Consider the following 21,187-nt stretch of genomic DNA (forward strand, 5'->3'; position numbering starts at 1 on the left):
TATGATGAAACTAATATCAACCTATAAAAACCATTATCAAATGCTGCTCATCGCCCTGGCTGTGGTTACCGCTCTTAGTTCATGCACTAAGGAGCAGGTAAAACCACAGCTTCAGGATGGCAGCAGTACAGTAGTTACCGATTTGCCCGGCGATGTTGGCAGCACCATTAATACGGGCTTTAAAACTTTCTATTTCAGCTTTTCTACCAATAGTAAAGTTGATAGTACAGCCAGGCAAAGCACCTTATGGGATCTCTCTTTTGGACGTGAATACAATTCATATATAGGGATTAACAACGGTACCAACGCGGGAAGCTACGGATTTGGTGGGGCTGGAAAAGGGGCTTTAATTGTTGTTAACCAGGCTTACGATCTTGTTAAGGAAGCACCATCTGATGCCGATTTCACAGGCAAAGGCGTAACCTCGGTTGGCTGGGATCCCGGAAATGGATTGGGATGGTATTTCTACGATCTTAAAACACACATAGCTGTCCCCATAAAAGGCCGAACCTTTGTATTGCGCACTGCCGAAGGTAAATACGCCAAGCTTGAACTGGTGAGCATGTACAAAGGAGCACCCGCTGTAGTAACCGATTTAAACTGGCCTTCGCCTTATTTCACTTTCCGCTATTATGTTCAACAGGATGGCAGCAGGAATCTATCAACCAAAAATTAAAAACAATTAATCATGAAAATCATAAATATATTTCAAAAGCGTACATCTACAAGTATTTTAATGCTTGCTATGTTGGCATTGACCTTTATTGCATGCAAAAAAAATGATGCAGTAACTCCTGATCCCACACCTGGTACCCCAACAAGGGATGCCGACAAAGTGCCTTACTACAAATTGCAGCGGGTTGAAAACCTGGCAGCACAAACCGACGATCAAAACCCTACAACGCCTAAAACAGAAATCCTTTTTAGCCTTGATTACAAAAAAGAACAGCCTGCAGGCTACGCTAAAACTTCATTTTGGGATATCTCATTAAGTGGGCTTTATAACAGCTTTTTGGGTGGCAACAACAATACAGATGCAACCAACAGCGGTTACCAGGGCCCGGGCAAAGGCGGGATTACCATTGTTCAACAGGCTTTTGAGGATGTAACCGCTATCCCGGCAACTGCCGACTTTAAAACAGGTAAAGGCCTGATTGGTACAGATGATAAGGGAAGCTTCGGTACAGGCACCGGGTGGTATCTGTATGATTTTGGCGGAACTGTGGTTGGCGATGGCAGCACTACCAAGGTACATGTGGCTTATGCGCTGGGTAATTCGCTTAAGCTGGCCGACGGTAGTACGCTGGCTGCACGAACCATCATTGTTAAAACTGCTTCGGGCGATTATGCAAAGATCAAAATGATCAGCTGCTACAAGGATGTTTTTACCCCCGACCAGATGTTTACCGATACCCCGCACATGTACTTCACTTTTGAATATGTAATTGTACCTGCCGGAAGTACAAAATTTGAGATCAAATAGACCCTATACCTACACTATGAAAATCAAATACTTATACCTATTGCCTGCTGGCTTAATTACCCTGCTTTCTGCCTGTAAAAAAACGATCTACCCCGATGCGCTGCCCCAAAACAAGATCCTGGAATATAAAGTGGTGAACGTTCAGGATACGGTAATCTATGGTTCGGTTGATAATATAGAAAATACCATAACCGTGTACATTCCTTACTATTATGGCTTAACAGTTATTGAACCTAAAATCACTTTAGATGCCAATGCTACCCTTACTGCTACAGCGCAACCGGTGAGTATTGATAACAACAGTCAAACCTACACGGTAAAAGGAGGGGACGGCACAACACGTACTTACAAGCTGAACATTATACAGCAAAATACAGCCAGCCTTACCTTAAATTGGTTTGACAGTGATCCAAGGGCTATTCCCAATGGCCAAATTACTTTGATCAGCGGTAATTTTTTGAGCACAAGTACCGCGTCGCTAAAATTGACGCTTTTAAATCAGATTACTAATAAAACTGTATTGGGCGATTTGAGCACTGCCCAGATCGTTACCAATGCCGACAGTTATGGCGATACCTATATACTGGGTATCAAAGTGCCGCTGGATATTGACAGTGGCCGTTATAATGTCCAGGTAGATTATCTTGGCCATTCGGTGAAAATGGATAAACCACTCCGGGTTTACTACAATCGCCCTCAAATTGCAACCACATTTAATACGCAAACCGTGGCAGCCGGTGATTCCATTAGTTTTATTAACCAGGCCGATGTATTTATTGATCTGAAATCGGTAAAAGCTACGATAAACGGACAGGCTTATGATTTTCCTGTTCAAACCAGCACCCGTACAAAGATTGTGATCAAAGTTCCTGAAGGGTTGCCTGTTGGCAGTTGGGGCAGTACGCCTTTTAATTTCCAGTTTGGCAACTGGCAGCCGGTAGTAACCAATGTGCCGCTGGTGGTTAAATCCAAAACCGGTGGTTAAAACATTAAACGCTGCGCGTACAGAGCCGGATAATAATCAACTCAATGTTTAACAATAAAACCGAAGCCTATGTAAACATCAAAGCCCCGAAAACACAAAAACCGGCAGGTTAATTCTCGCAAACCACCTGCCGGTCAAGATCAATGCGCTTTATAAGACTTGTAAAACATTATCCTGGACGATAATGAAGGCCTTACAGCGTTCAACATGCGAATTAAATAAAAATTTAATTTAAAAACACAATTACCATGATTTCAATAATCAAAAACCTGTCAAAAACAGCTGCAGCTGTGATCACTGTATCAGTAATATTTTCATCTTGCCAAAAAAACAATAGCGATAGTGTAAAACCTTTGGCCGCTGCAAACCAAAGCGCAACAGTAACCGGCGTTACTACAACATTATTAACCGGTAACTACGGAAGCCCAACACCTGCACCGGGCACTTATGGCACAAAATATCTGAATATAGCCAATGGTGCGCAGGATTCAACCGGCGCTATTACCTACCACCTGACTTTTACCTCAACAAATAACCTGGCAATGGCGGCAAAATCAGGCTATACACTGAAATATTTAAACACTACCAAAACACTTAATACTGTTAACAACAGCGATTATACCGCTGCAACCACAGTGTCGGGCACACTGGGGTTAAATACCGCTACCGATTCCCTTAACAACCCGGTTGGTGCAAACGGATGGTTAAATTACAACATAACTACCCATGCGGTAAACTACACGCATAATGTAGTATTGTTCCTTAGCACCGGAACCACCATTTATGCTTTCCAGTGCTACGCTGCTGATGGTCAGGGTTCAGCTACGCTGAACAGGGGCCGTTACTGGTTCCGCAGAGGTACTTTGATCAATTAAGTTAAAGTACTGTTGTAAATAGCATTAAAGAGAGCGCCCGGTCATTTGATCCGGGCCGGGTGCCTCTCTTTAATGATTATCACTATTACACACTAATAAAATGATTAAAATCAAACAAATACTTTATTTATCTCTTGTGGTTTCGCTTTTCCTGTTGCTGGCTTCCTGTAAAAAGGAGTATGTAAAAACAGGGTACAATAATGTAGAAGAATTTACCATTGCAGATTCTGCCGGAAATAAGCTCAAAGCCTCCATTGTGGGCGATAGCATAAGGGTTTACTGGCCTCCGTTTCAAACTGTTCCTGTTAATGTTGCGCCCCAGATTTCGGTTTCTACCGGCGCCGGTATCAGTCCTGCATCGGGCACAAGTGTTGCCTTTAAAAGAGGGACTTCCTATATTGTTACCGCACAGGATGGCAGTAAAAAAACTTATTTTCTGTTGCCGATGATCAATCAGCCCGCGCCGGTTTTTGAAGTTGCTGCAGGTTATGAATTTACCATACCTTATTTTTCAATACAGGGGCAATATTTTATTCCGGATACCAATCAAACTAAATTATACCTGATCAATAGCAGCAACAAAAATATCCCTGTTAGCTTAAGAAATGCTTCACGGTTCAACTCTCTTGGCATTGTTGTTAATCTGCCTGCAGATGGAAGTATAGATACTGGCTTTTATAAAATAAAATTAATAAGCGGGCAAAATATTATTACCAAAGGCCCTTATCATTTTGGCCGCCCTCAATTTTTATCAAGCCTTGTTACCTGCACATTTAACGAAGCCGGGAAATCATTGAAAGCCGGAAATGAAATAAGTTTCAATTATACGCTTTCTAATTTAGCCAAAAAATACTTTACGGGTAAGTTCGTAAATGCACAGCTTTTGGTAAGGCCTCCAAACGGGGCAGATGATGGCTCTGAAGACCTTTTTTATGAAGTACCGCTTACCCAGCTAACGCAAAACGTAATTCATTTTAAACTGCCGGATGACGTTTCGAATGGAAAGATCTCCCTGATCATATTGCCGTTTGAATTGGAAAACGGAGAAATGCCGGCTGCATATGTATGGGATGCCGCTACAGAACCTGCTACCTCTATTATAAATTAAAGAAATCATAAAATGCGGATATTAAAAGCTCTCGAAATTATAGTACTTGCTGCCGGTTTGTCGGCATGCACGAAAAGTGCTGTTATTGCTCCTGAGTTTCCTGTTTCGCCAACCACAGGTACCCGCACCCAGTTTACACTTGATTCTATTTATCTGTATGCCAAACAAATTTACCTGTGGAGTGATGTATTGCCTGCATATGCAGTTTTTAACCCAAGGAGATACGCTGTAGATCCTTTGCATCTTAATGCGTTTAACACCGAACTTTTTGACATATCGCAATTAAAAGTTAACCCGCAAACCGGCTTTAAATATGAGAAGCCGATAACCCCGGGTTCGCCAAAATATTCGTTCCTTACGGAGCTTGACAGTAACGGTTCGCTGGCTGCCGTCGGGGCTCCGGTATTGGATGCTGTGTTAAAGGATACGGTACTGCGCAAAAACGTTGCCTATGTTGCCTTAGGCTCGTTTCCCGGATTAAATACCTGTAAGGATAAGCTTGATGCCGCGTTCGCTAAGCTTAAGGCCGCTAACCCTGTGCAGCTGGTAGTTGACCTGAGGTACAACGGCGGCGGTTTTGTTGAAACAGCCGAATACGTTGCCAACTTGATAGCTCCGTCATCATTAAACGGAAAGGTGATGTTTTCTGAACAATATAATGCCTTGCTACAGGCATCAGGCGCTACTATACTTAAAAATCAAACCTACTATGACGCCAACGGCAATACGGTAATTTACAAAGGCCGTACGGCTACCCTGGCCGATGTTGACTATACCGAAGCCGGAAATACGCATCATTTCAAAAAGCAAAGCGGTATGGAAACGGTAAAGGAGATTTATTTCATCACCTCTGTGGCTACAGCTTCAGCAAGTGAGTTGCTCATCAGCGCCCTGAAGCCTTATTTTAATGTGAAGCTTGTGGGCAGTACCACCTATGGAAAGCCCGTTGGTTTTTTCCCGGTTAAGATAGATGTGTACAATGTTTATTTATCAGGCTTCCTGATCCGCAATGCCCGGGGCTGGTCTGATTATTTTCAGGGGATCCCCGCAGATATTGAGATAACACCGGAGGACAGCCCTGCGCTGGGAGACCCTAATGAAGCTTGTTTGAGCGCTGTATTGGAGTTGATCAATGGCGCATCGTTAAGCACAGTACAACAACAGGCAAATAATAAAACAGTACAAATAACTTCCATAGTTAAATCAAGTCCGGCTGGTACCATAATAAAACCTGACGGAATGATAGAGAACAGATTAAAACTAAAGAATAATTAATAAACAGAGAGCGGAATCTCTCCATCAAAAACAATAGATATGCTAAGCACTACAATTAAAGAAGCCACCAAAGAAGCCCATCAGCAATTAGAGAAAAAAGTAGTACAGAAATTAAAGGCGATCCGCAGTAACCAGGATTATGCCGATTTACTGAGATATTTTTATGCCTACTTCAGTCACCTGGAGAAAGTAATTGCGCCTTTTATTACCATTGATATTTTACCGGATTATGCACAACGCAGAAATTCATCATTCCTTAAAAGCGATATAGAAGCATTGGGTGGAGATATTAATAACCTGCCGGAAACCAGCGTTCCCGAAATCAATAACGTTATCCAGGCGCTTGGCGCTTTGTACGTAATGGAAGGCTCCATCATGGGCGGAAGCATTATTGTGCAGATGCTGGCCAAAGGAGGCATTACCGAAGGCGTTTCTTTTTTTTCAGGTTACGGACCCGCAACCGGCCAAATGTGGGGCACTTTTATTTCGGTGTTGAATGCAATTGCTGCTAACGATGAAGAAGAAGCAATTGCTGTGCATACCGCGAATGATACATTTAATCACTTTGCTGCCGTGTTTGCCGAAACAGAACAGCCGATTAACGGATAACTGGTACTGTGCTGCATATTGGATATTAAACCCGATTTAAGTTTACCTGTATTGAAATTGTAATGAAGATAAAGTCGAAGATTGAAGGTTTTGATGAATGGTTGTTTATTGAGGAACTGCCCGACGCTTATTCGCCCGGTTCACAGCTTTCAGAAAAACATATCTCGATAAAACGCGAACCTGTAAAAAAACTATTTTATTATCAGCTAAGCTCGGGTGGGTTGTTTTTGCTTCATTCCAATATGCAGTTTAATGAACAAGTACACATCTTATCGCAAGTAGAAGGCGAAACCATTACCTCGCAATTTATATTTTATGAATCGGGTAGCACGCCTCCAAAATTGTTAAAGAAAAGCATTCATGGCAATAACCGACACAATATTCGCTACATACCATCATCAAAAGGCAAATATGAAGTTGTGCCCGATATGGAGTATAGTTATTTTTTAATGGTGCTTTCCAAAGAGTATTATTTTCATTTGATCGACAGGCACGCCCTTATCCATTCAGCATTTGTATCGGCCATTATGGAGGGTAAATACACCTCGCTTGCCGCACAGGACCTGGCCGTAACTCCCGAAATGAAAAGGGTGATCACCGATATCTGCGAATGCAAAAAAACAGGCGAACTTAAAAAGTTCTACACCGAATCGAAAGTGCTTGAGTTACTGATGCTGCAGCTTGAGCAAATGCAGAAGAAAGGGGAGGACGAAAACAGTTTGCAGATAAAAACCGATGACCTTGAAAAGCTATACCATGCAAAAGAATTACTGGATAAAGTTTATGTTAACCCGCCAACCATAAAAAAACTATCAAGGCTCATCAGCCTGAACGAGTTTAAACTGAAGCAGGGTTTTAAAGCTTATTATGGCACCACAATTTATGGATACATCACAAGATTAAGGATGGAAACCGCCAAAAAAATGATCATTGATGATCACAAGAGTATCGGCGAGGTAGCCCATGCTATCGGTTTTAAACACCAGGCGCACTTAACAAGTGCCTTCAAAAAATATTACGGCATTTTGCCCAGCGAGGTAAAATTAATGGCATAATATTCCTGTAATAGCCACAACTTGATCTGACAGTTATCGGTACTTGTGCTAAATTGCTTTTACTAAATTGGATGACCAGGCCGGTAAATCAATTCAGAAAAAAATCCCGGTCGGGTTCATTGCCAGGAATGTAGTATTTGCCGAAAAAAAGAACTACTTGGTCGATATTTTTTCCTTATAGGTGACTTTTTCATGCTATTTGCCTAAAAAAAACATGAAAACCATCATTTGTAATTTCCCGGCATGGCTAAAAGTATTTCTTTATTTTGTTTTGCTTACCGCCGCCAGGTTCGTCGCAGACGCTGTTCCCGCATTAAATGATCTGTCCTTTTATCTGTCAGTCTCATTGCTATTAAGCTGGCTGTTTCTATGGGCAGAAGGGAGAACACTAAAGACGCTAAATTTTATTCCGGTGTGTAGCAGCAATTGGGTTCAGTTACTATGCGGAACCGTGGGCGGCATTTTAATGTTAATCGTCACGGCTATTATAACGGTTTACCTCACCGGCGACCAATGGCATTTCAACTCGTCGCCTGACATCATGTTCCTGCTGATGTGCTTTCTGGCAAACCTGTGGTCGGTGTTTGTGCAGGAATTTGCTTTTCGCGGATATCCTTTCCAGACGCTGAACAGCCACTATGGAGCCTGGAAAGCACAGCTCATCATTGCGATACCTTTTGGTTTGATGCATGTAAACAGTACAATGGACATGCAAACTATTTTGATGGCTATGTTGACGACAGGGCTGGGATCGGTTTTGTTTGGGATGGCTTATCTATATACCCGCAATTTAGCTTTGCCAATAGGTTTGCACGTAGGATGGAACTATGCCCAGGCGTTGATCCCCCGAACAGCAGGCCCTGCAGGGAGGACGATTATCACGGTGGATGGTGATCCTAAACATTATAGTTCGCTATACATAATCGGCCCATATTTGGGTGTTGTCTTATGTACAATGGCAGTTTTGTGGTTACTTAAACAAAGAATGAGGATAAGCACGGCACCCTTAACTTCATCTCCTCAATCCATTTAATACCATGAAGGTTATCTTGCAAACTTTACTGTTCTACGTTTTGACAGTATTCGTATTTATCTTATCCGATCTTTGGGCTAAAGGTTTGGGAGAGAAATATGCCTCGCATATCGCAATGGCAACCGCCGCGCTTTTTACCTTTTTATTGGTGATCATATTTTGCAGGTTGCGGGCCATACCGCTAACCGAAGCAGGTACTGTTCCTGACAACGGAAGCCCGGGCCGTATAATTACCGGATTTCTCGCCGGGCTGCTGATGTCATGCCTGCAACCGGGCGTACTGATGATTATGGGTTATATGAAGCTTCAATTTAACGCCTTTGATCTGCATGTTATCGGTCTGCATATGCTGCTTTTTACGTTGATCTCCTGCCGCGAAGAACTCGTGTTCAGGTCTTATGCTTTACGTAGTCTTGCTGACCGCTTCGGAGCACGTTCAGCACAATTGTTCATTGCCGCTTTGTTTGTTTTTGAGCACATTTGGGGAGGAATGAACTGGTGGATGGCGTTGATCGGTTCAGGAACCGGGGCCTTGCTATTTGGCTATGCGGCTCTTAAAAGTAAAGGAATTGGACTTCCGCTTGGCCTGCATACAGCGTGGAATATGGGACAGTGGTGCTGGGGAGGCAAAGGTGATGCTGGCATCTTTACCCAAAGGATCACGGCGGGCAGGGAAGCGTTATCTGAAGTTATAGGCTTGTCCGTTTTTGTCGGTGCCGCGCTATTTGCCGGTTTGGCCATCACTTATTATTACAAACGATCGGTTCAATCACGATAGCATAATTGATCTTTTGTTGCCCCACAACCCTGCTCGTTGACTAAAAACACCGCTCTGTGATTTATGTTGTATAATTGACAAAGATAAGCCAACTTTAAATAACAATGTTTCAAAGCTTTGCTCTATACACCTCCCGGCCCGGGTACCGCAAAATGGTGCACCTTTTGTTCTGGCTTGTACTGCTTATAGTTCGGCTATACCTCACGCTGATTACCTTCAACGTTTACAGCGGTTTGTCTTTTAGTATTGTTTTCCTGCTGAACCTAAACAGCACTTTGCTTATCGCGGCTGTATTTTATCTGATGACGGGTCCGCTATGGAAGCTATTGCAGCGGAGGCAATATTTTCACTTTACTTTCTGTTTTTTTGGTTTGTTATGCGGATACACATTGATCGAGGCGGTAGCGGAGCAGGCTTTGCTCAGGACCTGTTCCGGCTGCTTGCTCAGTTTGCAGAAAGGTCAGCCGCAATATTTCGCCCTGGTACAATCCGGTCTCATTAACATTGTGCTGAAGCGCCTGCTTAGCCTGGGCACCCCATTTGGCCTTTTGCTGACGCTGAGTATTCCGTTATGCCTGAAGCTGGCGGTTAACGCCTGGCGATCGCAACTAAAAGCTTTACAGCTTGCAAAAGACAACCTGGAACTGGAATTTAACTTTCTGAAAGCGCAGCTCAATCCCCACTTCTTATTCAATTCGATGAATAACATTTACGGCTTGATACTGCAAGGTAACCAGGAACGGTCTGCCGGATTGGTCGCTCGCTTGTCTGAGATGCTGCGCTATATGCTTTATGAATCCAATGAAGCATTTATGCCTTTGCAAAGCGAGATCAAGCTGATACAAAATTACATAGAGCTGGAAAAAGTGCGCCTGAATGATACCGGGGTCATAGTAAACATCGCTGTGGATTCCATGACATATGAAATACCGCCGCTTTTACTCATGCCGCTGGTTGAAAACGCGTTCAAGTTTTCTCCTGATGAACCGGGAGCCCGTATTCATTTCTTTCTGGATGTCACTGACGGCCGTTTGCGTTTTACATCTGACAATGTAGTAGACCATCGGGAACGGATGCAGCAAAACGGAGGTATAGGGCTGGGCAACCTTAAAAAGCGTTTAGAAATGTATTACCCCGGCAAGTATTGGTACGAAGATAATTTTGCTGACGGTGTTTATAACACCATCTTATCTATTGAGCTGACATGAAAAAACTGAGTTGCCTCATCGTTGAAGATGAACCCATTGCAAGAAGTATATTGGAAACGTATATCGAACGCCTGCCGGAAATTGCTTTGATAAAAAGCTGCCGCAATGCGAATGAGGCTTACGAGGCGCTTTATGAACATGCTGTCGATCTGATTTTCCTGGACATCAAAATGCCCGTAATTACCGGAATAGAGTTTTTTCGTTCATTACCTAATCCGCCGCTGGTTATTTTTACCACTGCTTATTCCAGTTATGCTGTTGAGGGTTTTGAACTAAATTCTGTGGACTATCTGATGAAGCCGATCACTTTTGAACGGTTTAACCAGGCCGTGCGGCGGGCGCAGGAGCGGTTGGTCTCGCATCAACCAGAATTGGATCCGCCCCCGTATATCTTTCTCAGGCAGGATACCCGCCTGGTAAAAGTGAATTTTGATGAGATCAGTTATGTGCAGGCGGAACGTGACTTTTGCTCTGTTTATCTGTGTAACGGTAAACGGCTACTTGCAGGTATGCATCTGAAAATCCTGGAAGAAAGATTGCCGGCTAAACGATTTATGCGGGTACATCGTTCCTATATCATTAATCTGGACAAGATCACCAGTATTAAAGGTAATGTAATAGAATTCGGAACTACGGAAGTTCCGATAGGGAACAGTTATAGGGAGCTGGTATTTAAAGTATTGCGGTTATCATAAAGCATTTTGGTTATATAAACTTATTCTATAACTAATTGATCATCTGATAGGGGATAAAATTACAGGATATTTGGAAAGAAAGGTGACCGTTATAATCGTCAAATTGAAGCCGGCCTTCTTCATTAATAGGGCTTTTATAAATTCAATATCTGAACATTCGTGTTAATGATTATCAGTAATAATTTCCATCTTTGTTCAAATGGAAAAGAAAGAGGCCGGACTATGCTTTAGTACCGGTTAACTCTCCGCCATTTTTGTTACTCACTTTAAACGGGCGCGGTAATATTTCGAAAACCACTCCGAAGAAGAAAGCGCGGATATTAGGATTCAATGTTATGCCTTCAACCGTCATTCAAAACATGGATTATGATCTGGAAACACAGGTTTTAAAAATCTCCTATGTTTCCGGGCAAACTTATCTGTATAAGAACGTTCCGGAAAAGGTTTATAAGGAACTGAAGTCCTCACGGGTGAAAGGCCGCTATCTGCACTTTTTCGTAAAGAATAAATATGAGTTTGAGCAAATATCAACGGGCTAAATCACCAAACGAAAGGTGAGGTTTACCCTCGCCTTCATTAATTTGTTAGACTTGGCAATCCGGTGTTCCCAATACTCCTGCAATCCTGATTTCATCAGCAGGAATGAACCATGCCCGAGCCTGACGGAGTAATGTTCTTTGTGATTAACTTTATTGCGGATGTCAAAACTGCGCACCTGCCCAAGGCTTACCGAAACAATAATTGGCTGACTGCCCATAATGCTTTCTTTGTCACTATGCCAGGTTACGGAATCATTTCCATTACGATAGTAGTTCAGTAATACGCTGTTGAAGGTAATACCCGCTAAAGGTTCTACCATGCCCCGGATAGTTTGCAGTTCCGGTGTCCAGGGGAGTGTTCCTGCGATCCGGTCTGTGTCTCCATACCAGCAGGTGAGCCTTGGTGTCAGGTATTCCTTATCCCAAAGTTTTTGCGTTGTTTGTTTCCAGGGTGTTTCCCTGATCAGTTTTTCTAACAGCCAGTCACCCATTGCCGGATCAATCAAGCCGGGCTGGTATTCCAGCAAATCCTTAGGCAATCTTTTACTTTGCCCGGTTTCGGCAAATAATGTCAATTGTTCCATCACTAAATCCTTTCCACATAAGTTGTTATAAAATGGGCCAATTGTTCCTGCTCTTCTGGTTGCAGTACATCGCCGTCGTATATCCAGTAGCCCTTCGCGTCAAATAAAATACGGCCCATGTAAACGGGCGGCTGATCATAAGCCGTATAGATCTCATAGCATTGTACAGCGTGCTTTTGCGCTGTATCCGGTACAATTTTCACCACTTCCCGTGAACCATCGCGGTATTTAAGCCAGGCTTTAGCCTCGCTTTTTAAATACGTTTTGACCAACAATTCCTGCATTTGAAATTTTTTCTCAAAGATATATAAAATACTAATATTTTTAGCATTAAATTTGTACTCCCTATTTGGTACAAACACGATGGAAACGGTACACGACCGAAAAGCACTGATTGACAGTCTGCAAAAGAATATTTTGCAATGGGAGGGCTATAGGCCGCCGCCTGCAGGTACGCAGGGATTGGTAGGCCTGGGGGCAGTGGAAACGGCTTTCCCCAACGGCGTTTTTCCTTTAGGTACAGTGCATGAACTGGTTTGCAGTACCACCGAACAGGCTACTGCTTCCAGCGGATTGATTAGCGGCCTGCTCTCGGTGTTTATGCAAAATGGCGGGGCCTGTTTATGGATCAGCCTCACCGGAAACATCTTCCCACCGGCGTTAAGCGGCTTTGGTATAGAACCCAGACGTTTGATCTTTATCCGGGTGGCCAAAGATCAGGAAGCCTTATGGGTGATGGAAGAAGCGCTGAAATGCGCAGGGCTTGCCGCGGTTGTGGCAGAAGCGCGGGAGCTGGATTTTAAACAATCGCGCAGGCTTCAGCTGGCTGTTGAGCAAAGTCACGTTACCGGGTTTGTGCTGCGTAATGCCGTTAAAAAGATCGGTTCAACGGCTTGCGCTGCCCGGTGGCAGGTGAAACCTTTGCCGAGCGAGCCGGTAGACGATTTGCCCGGTCTTGGTTTTCCGCGCTGGGAGGTAGAACTATTACGTGTCCGTAACGGGCATCCGGGTACCTGGATCATCGAATGGGCAGAAGGTAAATTCAAACAGGTGGAAAAAGAGCAAACAGCTAAACCATTTAAACGGAAAGCGGGGTGAGTTATGCAGCACAGGTATATGGCTATTTGGTTTCGTCACCTGGTGACAGACTGGCTGACACTCCAACAGCCGGAATTAAAAGATCAGCCCGTTGTGCTGGTTGTGCCCGAACATAACCGTATGATTGTCAGGGCAGCTAACCCCGAAGCCGAAGCACAAGGTGTTCGTGCAGGGATGCCTGCAGCAGATGCCAAAGCGATTACCACCAATTTACAGGTTATTGATTTTCCGTTGGGCCAGGAAAGTAAGCTGCTCCGGCATTTGGGTTTATGGTGCATCCGCTATACGCCGGTTGTGGCTATTGACCTGCCCGATGGTTTGACCCTTGATATTTCCGGCTGTGCACATCTATGGGGTGGTGAAAAAGGATATTTAAAAACCATTGTACTTAAATTAAGGGGTATGGGCTACGATGCACGGGCCGCTATTGCCGATACTGTTGGCGCAGCCTGGGCTATTGCCCGGTATGGTAAGATCAGGCCCATTATTGAAAGCGGCGGGCAGGCGGAAGCCATTGCCGGTCTTTCTCCGGCCGCTCTCCGGTTGGAACCGGAAATACTGGACAAACTGTATAAACTCGGCTTCCGGTATGTTAAAAATTTTATGATCATGCCGCGTACTGTGCTGCGCAGGCGTTTTGGTGAAGGCTTTTTGTTAAGGCTTGCCCAGGCTTTGGGTACTACTGATGAATACCTGACCCCGATTATCCCGCCCGTACCTTATGTTGAGCGGCTACCCTGCCTGGAGCCGGTACGAACGGATAAAGCCATAGAAATTGGCATTGAAAAACTATTGCAAGGCCTATGTAGCCGCTTGCAAGCTGAAGGAAAAGGTGTGCGTAAGGCCGTGCTGAAATGTTTCCGGATTGACGGCAAAATGGTACAAGCGGGGATAACGACCACGCGCGGCTCACATAGTGTTTCCCATTTATTCAAGCTCTTTGGTTTACAGATCAGCAAGATTGAACCTGCTTTGGGTATTGAGCTGTTTCTGCTGGAAGCACAAAAAGTGGAAGATATCGACCCCTTGCAGGAAAAGCTATGGATGGGAGATCCGGGCCTGCAGGATACCGCACTGGCCGAGCTGCTTGACCGGATTGCCGGAAAGATCGGCCCCGAAAGGATTATGCGTTACCTGCCTGCCGAGCATTACTGGCCCGAACGTTCCATCCGGCCCGCTCTTTCACTCAAAGATATCTCGCTGGCCGGCTGGCGGGCTGACAAGCCAAGGCCAATACGCTTGCTCAGCAAACCGGAAGCCATTGAAGTTATGGCTTTATTGCCGGATTATCCACCAAAAATATTTATCTATAAGGGTAAGCGCCATGTTGTGGATAAAGCAGACGGACCGGAACGTATTGAACGGGAATGGTGGCTGGACAAAGGTGAGCACCGCGACTATTATATGGTGGAGGATGAGCATGGGGGCCGTTATTGGCTGTTCCGTTCGGGGCATTATGATAGCGGAGGTGCCCAATGGTATTTACACGGATTTTTTGCCTGATGATGAAATACGCGGAATTATATTGTACCTCCAATTTCAGCTTCCTGCGCGGTGGATCTCACCCGGAGGAACTGGTTGAGCAGGCAGTGGTTCATGGTTATACGGCCATAGCGGTTACCGACCGGAATAGCCTGGCCGGTATTGTCCGGGCGCATATTGCCGCAAAAAAACTACCTGTACAATTTATTCCCGCTTGTCGCCTGGACTTACTGGATGGGCCGGGACTGCTGGCTTATCCTACTGATCTTGCTGCTTATGGCCGGCTTTCGGCCTTGCTCACCAGGGGTAATCTGCGCGCCGAAAAAGGTGAATGCCATTTATATAAAGCAGATGTGTATGAACACCGGGAAGGCATCCTGTTTATCATCATTCCGCCCGATGAGCTCAACGCGCGGTTTGATTTTACCGGTGAGTTTAAAACAGCAGTAGCAGAATATAAACAAGCTTTCGGAAATGCCTTATACATGGCTGCCCTACGTTCTTACAGTGGCGATGATGCCAAACGGCTACACCGGCTGGCCGGCATGGGCGTACCTTTGGTTGCTGCCGGTGATGTGCATTATCATGAACCGAACAGGAGGGAACTACAGGATGTATTGACCTGCATCAGGGAGAAATGCACTATCCACAACGCAGGGTACCGGTTACATCAGAATGCGGAACGCTACCTGAAACCTATTGAAGAAATACACCGGATCTTCAGGCAATATCCGGAAGCCATTGAAAATGCACTTGCTATTGCCGAAGCCTGTACTTTTTCGCTGGACGAATTAAAATACATTGAGCCGGAAGAAAAGATCTTTGACGGATTAACACCACAGGAAAGGTTGAAAAAATACACATGGGAAGGTGCACATGAACGCTATGGTGAGCATATACCGCCTAAGATAGTTAAGCAGATTGATTTTGAGCTGGCCTTTATCGAAAAGCGCAGGCTGGCGCCCTATTTCCTTCGTGTATATAAATACACCCGGAAAGCAGAAGAACTCGAAATCTTGCACCAGGGCAGGGGTTCTGCAGCCAATTCAACGGTATGTTATTGTTTGCGCATTACGGCGGTCGACCCGATGAAGTCACGTTTGCTTTTTTCCCGTTTTATGTCTGATGCACGCGAGGAATGGCCTGACATTGATGTGGATTTCGAGCATGAACGCCGCGAGGAAATCATCCAGTATATTTATGAGGATTATGGCCGGGAACACGCGGCTATTGTGGCTACCGTTACGCAGGAGCGGCATAAAGGAGCAATTCGGGATGTGGGCAAAGCGATGGGCTTATCTGAAGATACAATTAAACGTATTGGTGGCACGATATGGGATTTCAGTGAAGAAGGTTTTGATGAAAAACGTTTGCAGGAACAGGGGCTTAACCCGGGCGATCCATTGATATACAAAGTACTGAAGCTGACGACACTGCTGATGGGTTTCCCGCGGCAGTTGGGACAGCATACCGGCGGCTTTGTTATTACCGATAACAAACTATCCGACCTGTGCCCTGTGCTCAATGCCCGCATGGAGAACCGAACCCAATTGGAATGGAACAAAGATGACCTGGAAGCATTGGGCATTTTGAAGGTGGATGTTTTAGGATTGGGTATGCTGACTATGATCCGCAAAGCATTTGACCTGATAAAACAACATTATGGCCGAAAGCTTACCTTAGTCAATATCCCGCAGGACGACCCCAAAGTTTATGAAATGATCGGTCATGCGGATACACTTGGGGTATTCCAGATTGAGAGCCGGGCGCAAATGTCTATGCTGCCAAGACTGAGGCCCCAATGTTTTTATGACCTCGTGATCGAGGTGGCTATCGTGCGGCCCGGTCCAATACAAGGTGATATGGTGCATCCTTATCTGCGCAGGCGTAATGGCGAAGAACAGGTAGTGTATCCATCAACGGAACTGGAAGATATTTTAGGCCGGACTTTAGGTGTTCCGCTTTTTCAGGAACAAGCGATGGAGATCGCTATTGTTGCCGCAGGCTTTACACCGGCCGAGGCTGATGAACTGCGCCGGAGCATGGCGACTTTTAAGGCAAATGGCAAGTTATACCTGTACGAAAAGAAACTGGTGGAGGGTATGGTAGCGCGTGGTTATGAGGAAGATTTTTCGAGGCGGGTATTTAAGCAATTACAAGGTTTTGAGGGTTATGGTTTCCCCGAGAGCCATGCCGCTTCTTTTGCGCTGCTGGTTTATATATCTTCCTGGCTGAAGTATTATTATCCGGATGCTTTTGCCGCCGCTTTGCTTAATAGCCAGCCGATGGGCTTTTATCAGCCCGCTGAGATCGTGGACGATGCGCGCGGGCATGGCGTTTTTGTTCGTGGCGTGGATATTAACTACTCGGCCTGGGATCATTCGCTGGAAGAACAGGCCGGAAAATATAAGATATTACGCTTAGGTTTCCGGTTGGTGAAAGGGCTAAAAGAAGAAGAAATGAATATCCTGGTTGAGAATGCTCCTTATCAACATATTATCGATTTGTCAAATGTCGGTATTTCGCAGGCAGCTTTGGAGAAACTGGCTGATGCGGATGCATTCCGCTCTATCGGCCTCGACCGCAGGCAGGCGCTTTGGGAAGTTGCCGCTTTAGGCGACCGCCCCGTGGCATTGCTGGAAAGTTTGCCTTCGGCCAGTGCAGGTGAGCAAATTGAATTACCGCTAATGACCGCGGGTGAGCACGTGGTACAGGATTTCGCTTCCACCGGCTTATCCATTAAAGCGCATCCGGTAAGTTTTGTACGGGAAGATTTGAACCGGCTGCAGGTTATACCGCTCAACCGGATCCGATCGTTAAAGAATGGCGAAAAAATTCGTGTTGCCGGGATGATCACCGTGCGGCAACGGCCGGGGACGGCCAAAGGCGTGGTATTCGTAACCATCAAAGATGAAACCGGCTTTGCCAATCTTGTGGTTTGGGGTAAGTTTTTTGATAAGTATCGCAAAGAGATCGTTCAGTCGCAACTGCTCCTGGTAGATGGGCATTTACAGGTTGAGGGCGAAGTGATCCATGTGGTGGTACGCCGCTGTTATAATCTCAATTCTTTATTGGGTAAACTGACGGCTGTACCTGATGAACAGCCTTCTTTACTGAGCCTGTCAAGGGGAGATGAAACCTCGATGCCTTCACCTGATCCACGAAATATCCCCAATAAGAGCGCCTTTCATAAGGGCAGGAATTTTCATTGATGAAAAGCGTATCATTAATAGGCTTTTCATAGACTCAAAAGGCAGTTATAATTGTCTTACTATGCCTGTAAAAGGGATATGGTAAGGTTTATCCGATCAAAGGAATTGCAATACCAATTGCTCCCATTCTTCTTCCAATGAAAGGTTGGGGCGTACTTGCCGTGCTTTGCTATACCAGTAATCAGCATTTCCAATATCACCTTCTTTACGGTGCAAATAGGCATGGACCCACGCCGATGCCTGATCTGTCAGATGATCAACCTGTGCATGTGCCTGATGCCAGTCGCCTTTACCATCAAACCAAAGGCTTTTTAACTGCGCAGAGAGCCCGTTAACAGGTTGTTCTAAATTTAATGATGCTTTAAATTCTGTTAAAGTTGTCATTGGTATTAGTTTTTTACAATAAACGTAATTGGTACATAGAACTTTTATCAATACGGTTTACAATTTCTGATGTAAAAGTATAAACAATGTATTACGGTGTTGTGCAATACCGCAATTTTTTGTTTTCGCAGAAAAAAGAAAAACAGTGCAACTAAAATCTTAATGCCGGCGTCTTATGGTTATTAAAGCCTGATTATATGTTAAAAAACTACTTAAAGATTACCTGGCGCAACCTCTTACGTCAAAAAACATTCTCCCTGATCAATATCCTCGGATTGACCATCGGCATGGCCAGCGCAGCGCTGATTTTGTTATGGATCCAGAATGAGGTTAGCTATGATCAGTTCCATGAAAAACGGGATCGGCTTTACTCTGTTTATAACCGCTCGAAATTTGACGGTAAATTATGGAGCTGGGAAACCACGCCTAAAATCATGGGTAAGGTGATGAAAGCGGAACTGCCCCAACTGGAAAAAGTAGCCAGGGTAACTGATGCCAGTTTTTTGTTTAGCATTGGCGACAAACGTTTGACTGCAACAGGCGATTTTACTGATCCGGATTTCCTTTCCATGTTCAGTTTTCCACTAATTAATGGAGACCCCAAAACCGCTTTGAACGACCTTCATAGCATAGTTATCACTGAAAAGTTTTCAAAGAAACTTTTCGGAGAGGAAAATGCGCTTGGCAAAACAGTTAAAATAGATAGTAACGCTTATTTTAAAGTTACGGGTGTGATGAAAGACCTCCCGAATAATACCCGGTTTGATTTTGAATACCTTATTCCCTGGTCATATCTAAAAAAGATAGGGCAGGATGATGAATACTGGGGCAATAACTCCATTCAAACGTTTGTTCTTTTAAAACCCGGCGTAACGGAAGCTCATGCTGATGCTGCTGTGCTGAACTTTACCAGAAACCATTCCGATACCAAGGATATTCAGCAGTTTTTGCACCCCGCAACCAAATGGCACCTGTATTCGCAGTTTAAAGATGGGGTGATAGTTGGTGGGAGAATTGAACGGGTCAGGGTATTTTCACTGATCGCTGTACTGATCCTCGTCATCGCTTGTATAAATTTCATGAATTTAAGTACGGCCAGGAGCGAGACGCGTGCAAGGGAGGTAGGCATCCGTAAAACTGTAGGCGCATTAAGGGGTTCATTAATCTGGCAGTTTTTAGGTGAATCTGTTTTGATCGCACTTATTGCCGGTATTTTTGCTATCGTCATTGTACAGATCAGTATGTCGGGTTTCAATCAGCTTACCCAAAAGCAATTATATGTGCCTTATAGTAGTCCCTATTTTTGGTTGACCGCAATTGGATTTATACTGGTCACCGGTATAATTTCAGGAAGTTATCCTGCATTGTACCTGTCGTCATTCAAGCCTGTAGCTGTACTAAAAGGTACTTTTAAGGCGGCAAATGCTTTAGTTACACCGCGTAAATTGCTGGTGGTCATTCAGTTTACTTTTGCGGTGGTATTGATCATTTGTACCATCATTATCCGTCAGCAATTACAATATGCCCAGGACAGAGATACCGGATATAAGAAAGATAACCTTGTTTACACGTTTATGTCCGGCGAGATCGCGAAGCACTATCAATCCATCAGAAACGAATTGCTCTCCAGTGGTGCCGCGACTTCGGTGTCCAAAACTAATTCGCCTATAACGCAACGATATAGCGATAGCTGGGGCTTTAACTGGCCGGGCTCACAGCCTAAGAACAAGGTTGATTTTATTATTTACACTTCGGACGGAAGCCTTATTAAAACCATGGGCCTTAAGCTTGTTGCAGGCAGGGATATCGATCCGGTGAATTATCCGACGGATTCAACGGCTATGCTGGTGAATGAGGCTTCGGTGAAGATCATGAACCTGAAAGATCCGGTTGGCAAATTAGTTACCCAGGGCGAGGGTAAAGACATCAAAACCTGGCATATTGTTGGAGTTATCAAAGACTTTATTATCAGTTCGCCTTATGAACCTGTGCAACATATGCTGATTGAAGGCCCCAGTTCCTGGTTCAATATCATTCACTACAAGCTTAATAACGCTAATTCGACAAAAGAAAACCTGCGCCGAGCCGAAGCTGTATTTAAGAAATACAACCCGGATTACCCGTTTGAATATAGTTTTGTTGACCAGGAATACGCTAAGAAGTTTGGTGATGAGCAGCGTATCGGGACTTTGGCCAGCCTGTTTGCCGGATTGACAATCGTTATATCCTGTCTCGGACTTTTTGGCCTGGCGGCTTACATGGCGCAAAACCGTATCAAAGAAATCGGTATCAGAAAAGTGCTTGGCGCATCGGTTGCCAGCGTGACCACACTGCTTTCCAGGGATTTTCTGAAGCTGGTCGTAATCTCATTTTGCATCGCTGCGCCAATAGCGTGGTATTTAATGTTCCAATGGTTGAAAGGATACAGTTACCGGATTTCCATTAATATCTGGGTATTTGTAATCGCCGCCGCGCTGACATTGCTGATCTCTGTTTTGACAGTAAGCTACCAGGCGATCAAGGCTGCATTAACAAATCCGGTGAAAAGTTTGAAAGGGGAATAACACCTTCATTACGGGTGTTGCATTCTCATTACCATAAAAGACAATAGTAACTGCCCGGTGAAGGACCTGTTTTAAATTTACTGCCCCCAAAAAGTTAGACACTATTTGGGGGCATTTTTTATGAATAAAACAGAAGTGATCGCTTCTGTTAAACTCAAAACATTAGTTGAGTTCTGAACTCCATAAACAAATCACAATAAATAACGAGATCTACACGGCC

Annotated in this window: 20 protein-coding genes; 17 read left to right on the top strand and 3 right to left on the bottom strand. The window is 44.6% G+C overall.

The window, feature by feature from the left end:
• Position 1: 1 nt before the first annotated feature.
• From MusilaSJ_RS01070 to MusilaSJ_RS01130, 13 genes are all read left to right on the top strand, one after another.
• Complete coding sequence (locus tag MusilaSJ_RS01070) at positions 2-676, top strand: HmuY family protein (protein WP_274988231.1); 675 nt, start codon at positions 2-4, stop codon at positions 674-676.
• 12 nt (positions 677-688) lie between these two features.
• Entirely contained in the window at positions 689-1,483 is a 795-nt protein-coding gene (locus tag MusilaSJ_RS01075; RefSeq protein WP_274988232.1) for an HmuY family protein, read from the top strand.
• 16 nt (positions 1,484-1,499) lie between these two features.
• Positions 1,500-2,468 (top strand): SGBP N-terminal domain-containing protein, encoded by a 969-nt coding sequence (locus MusilaSJ_RS01080; protein WP_274988233.1) that lies wholly within the window; start codon positions 1,500-1,502, stop codon positions 2,466-2,468.
• A gap of 248 nt (positions 2,469-2,716) precedes the next feature.
• Entirely contained in the window at positions 2,717-3,343 is a 627-nt protein-coding gene (locus tag MusilaSJ_RS01085; RefSeq protein ID WP_274988234.1) for a hypothetical protein, read from the top strand.
• Positions 3,344-3,443: 100 nt separating this feature from the next.
• Positions 3,444-4,451: an SGBP N-terminal domain-containing protein gene (locus tag MusilaSJ_RS01090; protein WP_274988235.1), complete on the top strand. Its 1,008-nt coding sequence runs from the start codon at positions 3,444-3,446 to the stop codon at positions 4,449-4,451.
• A 12-nt stretch (positions 4,452-4,463) separates the two neighbouring features.
• Positions 4,464-5,726, top strand: a complete 1,263-nt coding sequence (locus MusilaSJ_RS01095) for a S41 family peptidase (protein ID WP_274988236.1) — start codon at positions 4,464-4,466, stop codon at positions 5,724-5,726.
• A 39-nt stretch (positions 5,727-5,765) separates the two neighbouring features.
• Positions 5,766-6,335, top strand: coding sequence for a biliverdin-producing heme oxygenase (locus MusilaSJ_RS01100; protein WP_274988237.1), 570 nt, complete (start codon positions 5,766-5,768; stop codon positions 6,333-6,335).
• Between the two features lie 62 nt (positions 6,336-6,397).
• Positions 6,398-7,390: a helix-turn-helix transcriptional regulator gene (locus MusilaSJ_RS01105; RefSeq protein WP_274988238.1), complete on the top strand. Its 993-nt coding sequence runs from the start codon at positions 6,398-6,400 to the stop codon at positions 7,388-7,390.
• A 214-nt stretch (positions 7,391-7,604) separates the two neighbouring features.
• Positions 7,605-8,423, top strand: a complete 819-nt coding sequence (locus MusilaSJ_RS01110) for a CPBP family intramembrane glutamic endopeptidase (protein ID WP_274988239.1) — start codon at positions 7,605-7,607, stop codon at positions 8,421-8,423.
• Between the two features lie 4 nt (positions 8,424-8,427).
• On the top strand, positions 8,428-9,201 hold the full coding sequence (locus MusilaSJ_RS01115) for a CPBP family intramembrane glutamic endopeptidase (protein ID WP_274988240.1): 774 nt from the start codon (positions 8,428-8,430) through the stop codon (positions 9,199-9,201).
• 104 nt (positions 9,202-9,305) lie between these two features.
• A complete protein-coding gene (locus MusilaSJ_RS01120) occupies positions 9,306-10,409 on the top strand; it encodes a sensor histidine kinase (RefSeq protein ID WP_274988241.1) in 1,104 nt (367 codons plus the stop codon).
• Entirely contained in the window at positions 10,406-11,104 is a 699-nt protein-coding gene (locus MusilaSJ_RS01125) for a LytR/AlgR family response regulator transcription factor (protein ID WP_274988242.1), read from the top strand. Before MusilaSJ_RS01120 ends, MusilaSJ_RS01125 begins: the two co-directional genes overlap by 4 nt.
• 254 nt (positions 11,105-11,358) lie before the next feature.
• Positions 11,359-11,643, top strand: coding sequence for a KTSC domain-containing protein (locus MusilaSJ_RS01130; RefSeq protein ID WP_274988243.1), 285 nt, complete (start codon positions 11,359-11,361; stop codon positions 11,641-11,643).
• Here the strand turns inward: MusilaSJ_RS01130 and MusilaSJ_RS01135 are convergent.
• Both MusilaSJ_RS01135 and MusilaSJ_RS01140 read right to left on the bottom strand, forming a co-directional pair.
• Positions 11,640-12,227 (bottom strand): alpha-ketoglutarate-dependent dioxygenase AlkB family protein, encoded by a 588-nt coding sequence (locus tag MusilaSJ_RS01135; RefSeq protein WP_274988244.1) that lies wholly within the window; start codon positions 12,225-12,227, stop codon positions 11,640-11,642. The genes MusilaSJ_RS01130 and MusilaSJ_RS01135 overlap by 4 nt on opposite strands.
• A 2-nt stretch (positions 12,228-12,229) precedes the next feature.
• Positions 12,230-12,511, bottom strand: a complete 282-nt coding sequence (locus MusilaSJ_RS01140; protein ID WP_139159971.1) for a hypothetical protein — start codon at positions 12,509-12,511, stop codon at positions 12,230-12,232.
• Positions 12,512-12,590: 79 nt separating this feature from the next.
• Here MusilaSJ_RS01140 and MusilaSJ_RS01145 point away from each other — a divergent pair, with 79 nt between their 5' ends.
• The 3 genes from MusilaSJ_RS01145 to MusilaSJ_RS01155 are packed head-to-tail and all read left to right on the top strand — an operon-like array spanning position 12,591 to position 18,019.
• Positions 12,591-13,325: an ImuA family protein gene (locus tag MusilaSJ_RS01145; protein WP_274988245.1), complete on the top strand. Its 735-nt coding sequence runs from the start codon at positions 12,591-12,593 to the stop codon at positions 13,323-13,325.
• Between the two features lie 18 nt (positions 13,326-13,343).
• Positions 13,344-14,828, top strand: a complete 1,485-nt coding sequence (locus MusilaSJ_RS01150; protein ID WP_274988246.1) for a Y-family DNA polymerase — start codon at positions 13,344-13,346, stop codon at positions 14,826-14,828.
• A complete protein-coding gene (locus tag MusilaSJ_RS01155; protein WP_342457018.1) occupies positions 14,828-18,019 on the top strand; it encodes an error-prone DNA polymerase in 3,192 nt (1,063 codons plus the stop codon). The genes MusilaSJ_RS01150 and MusilaSJ_RS01155 overlap by 1 nt, the downstream gene beginning before the upstream one ends.
• A gap of 96 nt (positions 18,020-18,115) precedes the next feature.
• Here the strand turns inward: MusilaSJ_RS01155 and MusilaSJ_RS01160 are convergent, their stop codons facing one another.
• Positions 18,116-18,403: a hypothetical protein gene (locus MusilaSJ_RS01160; RefSeq protein WP_090527483.1), complete on the bottom strand. Its 288-nt coding sequence runs from the start codon at positions 18,401-18,403 to the stop codon at positions 18,116-18,118.
• 197 nt (positions 18,404-18,600) lie between these two features.
• On the opposite strand from MusilaSJ_RS01160, the gene MusilaSJ_RS01165 reads away from it, so the two are divergent.
• Positions 18,601-20,967 (top strand): ABC transporter permease, encoded by a 2,367-nt coding sequence (locus MusilaSJ_RS01165; protein WP_274988247.1) that lies wholly within the window; start codon positions 18,601-18,603, stop codon positions 20,965-20,967.
• Positions 20,968-21,187: the final 220 nt, after the last annotated feature.

Source organism: Mucilaginibacter sp. SJ (assembly GCF_028993635.1).
Taxonomy (GTDB): Bacteria; Bacteroidota; Bacteroidia; order Sphingobacteriales; family Sphingobacteriaceae; genus Mucilaginibacter.

What these genes read in the sequence shown, in the direction of transcription:
- MusilaSJ_RS01070 (WP_274988231.1), top strand. Translation starts at nt 2, where the DNA reads ATGATGAAACTAATATCAACCTATAAAAACCATTATCAAATGCTGCTC.
- MusilaSJ_RS01075 (WP_274988232.1), top strand. Translation starts at nt 689, where the DNA reads ATGAAAATCATAAATATATTTCAAAAGCGTACATCTACAAGTATTTTA.
- MusilaSJ_RS01080 (WP_274988233.1), top strand. Translation starts at nt 1,500, where the DNA reads ATGAAAATCAAATACTTATACCTATTGCCTGCTGGCTTAATTACCCTG.
- MusilaSJ_RS01085 (WP_274988234.1), top strand. Translation starts at nt 2,717, where the DNA reads ATGATTTCAATAATCAAAAACCTGTCAAAAACAGCTGCAGCTGTGATC.
- MusilaSJ_RS01090 (WP_274988235.1), top strand. Translation starts at nt 3,444, where the DNA reads ATGATTAAAATCAAACAAATACTTTATTTATCTCTTGTGGTTTCGCTT.
- MusilaSJ_RS01095 (WP_274988236.1), top strand. Translation starts at nt 4,464, where the DNA reads ATGCGGATATTAAAAGCTCTCGAAATTATAGTACTTGCTGCCGGTTTG.
- MusilaSJ_RS01100 (WP_274988237.1), top strand. Translation starts at nt 5,766, where the DNA reads ATGCTAAGCACTACAATTAAAGAAGCCACCAAAGAAGCCCATCAGCAA.
- MusilaSJ_RS01105 (WP_274988238.1), top strand. Translation starts at nt 6,398, where the DNA reads ATGAAGATAAAGTCGAAGATTGAAGGTTTTGATGAATGGTTGTTTATT.
- MusilaSJ_RS01110 (WP_274988239.1), top strand. Translation starts at nt 7,605, where the DNA reads ATGAAAACCATCATTTGTAATTTCCCGGCATGGCTAAAAGTATTTCTT.
- MusilaSJ_RS01115 (WP_274988240.1), top strand. Translation starts at nt 8,428, where the DNA reads ATGAAGGTTATCTTGCAAACTTTACTGTTCTACGTTTTGACAGTATTC.
- MusilaSJ_RS01120 (WP_274988241.1), top strand. Translation starts at nt 9,306, where the DNA reads ATGTTTCAAAGCTTTGCTCTATACACCTCCCGGCCCGGGTACCGCAAA.
- MusilaSJ_RS01125 (WP_274988242.1), top strand. Translation starts at nt 10,406, where the DNA reads ATGAAAAAACTGAGTTGCCTCATCGTTGAAGATGAACCCATTGCAAGA.
- MusilaSJ_RS01135 (WP_274988244.1), bottom strand. Translation starts at nt 12,227, where the DNA reads ATGGAACAATTGACATTATTTGCCGAAACCGGGCAAAGTAAAAGATTG.
- MusilaSJ_RS01140 (WP_139159971.1), bottom strand. Translation starts at nt 12,511, where the DNA reads ATGCAGGAATTGTTGGTCAAAACGTATTTAAAAAGCGAGGCTAAAGCC.
- MusilaSJ_RS01145 (WP_274988245.1), top strand. Translation starts at nt 12,591, where the DNA reads ATGGAAACGGTACACGACCGAAAAGCACTGATTGACAGTCTGCAAAAG.
- MusilaSJ_RS01150 (WP_274988246.1), top strand. Translation starts at nt 13,344, where the DNA reads ATGGCTATTTGGTTTCGTCACCTGGTGACAGACTGGCTGACACTCCAA.
- MusilaSJ_RS01155 (WP_342457018.1), top strand. Translation starts at nt 14,828, where the DNA reads ATGATGAAATACGCGGAATTATATTGTACCTCCAATTTCAGCTTCCTG.
- MusilaSJ_RS01160 (WP_090527483.1), bottom strand. Translation starts at nt 18,403, where the DNA reads ATGACAACTTTAACAGAATTTAAAGCATCATTAAATTTAGAACAACCT.
- MusilaSJ_RS01165 (WP_274988247.1), top strand. Translation starts at nt 18,601, where the DNA reads ATGTTAAAAAACTACTTAAAGATTACCTGGCGCAACCTCTTACGTCAA.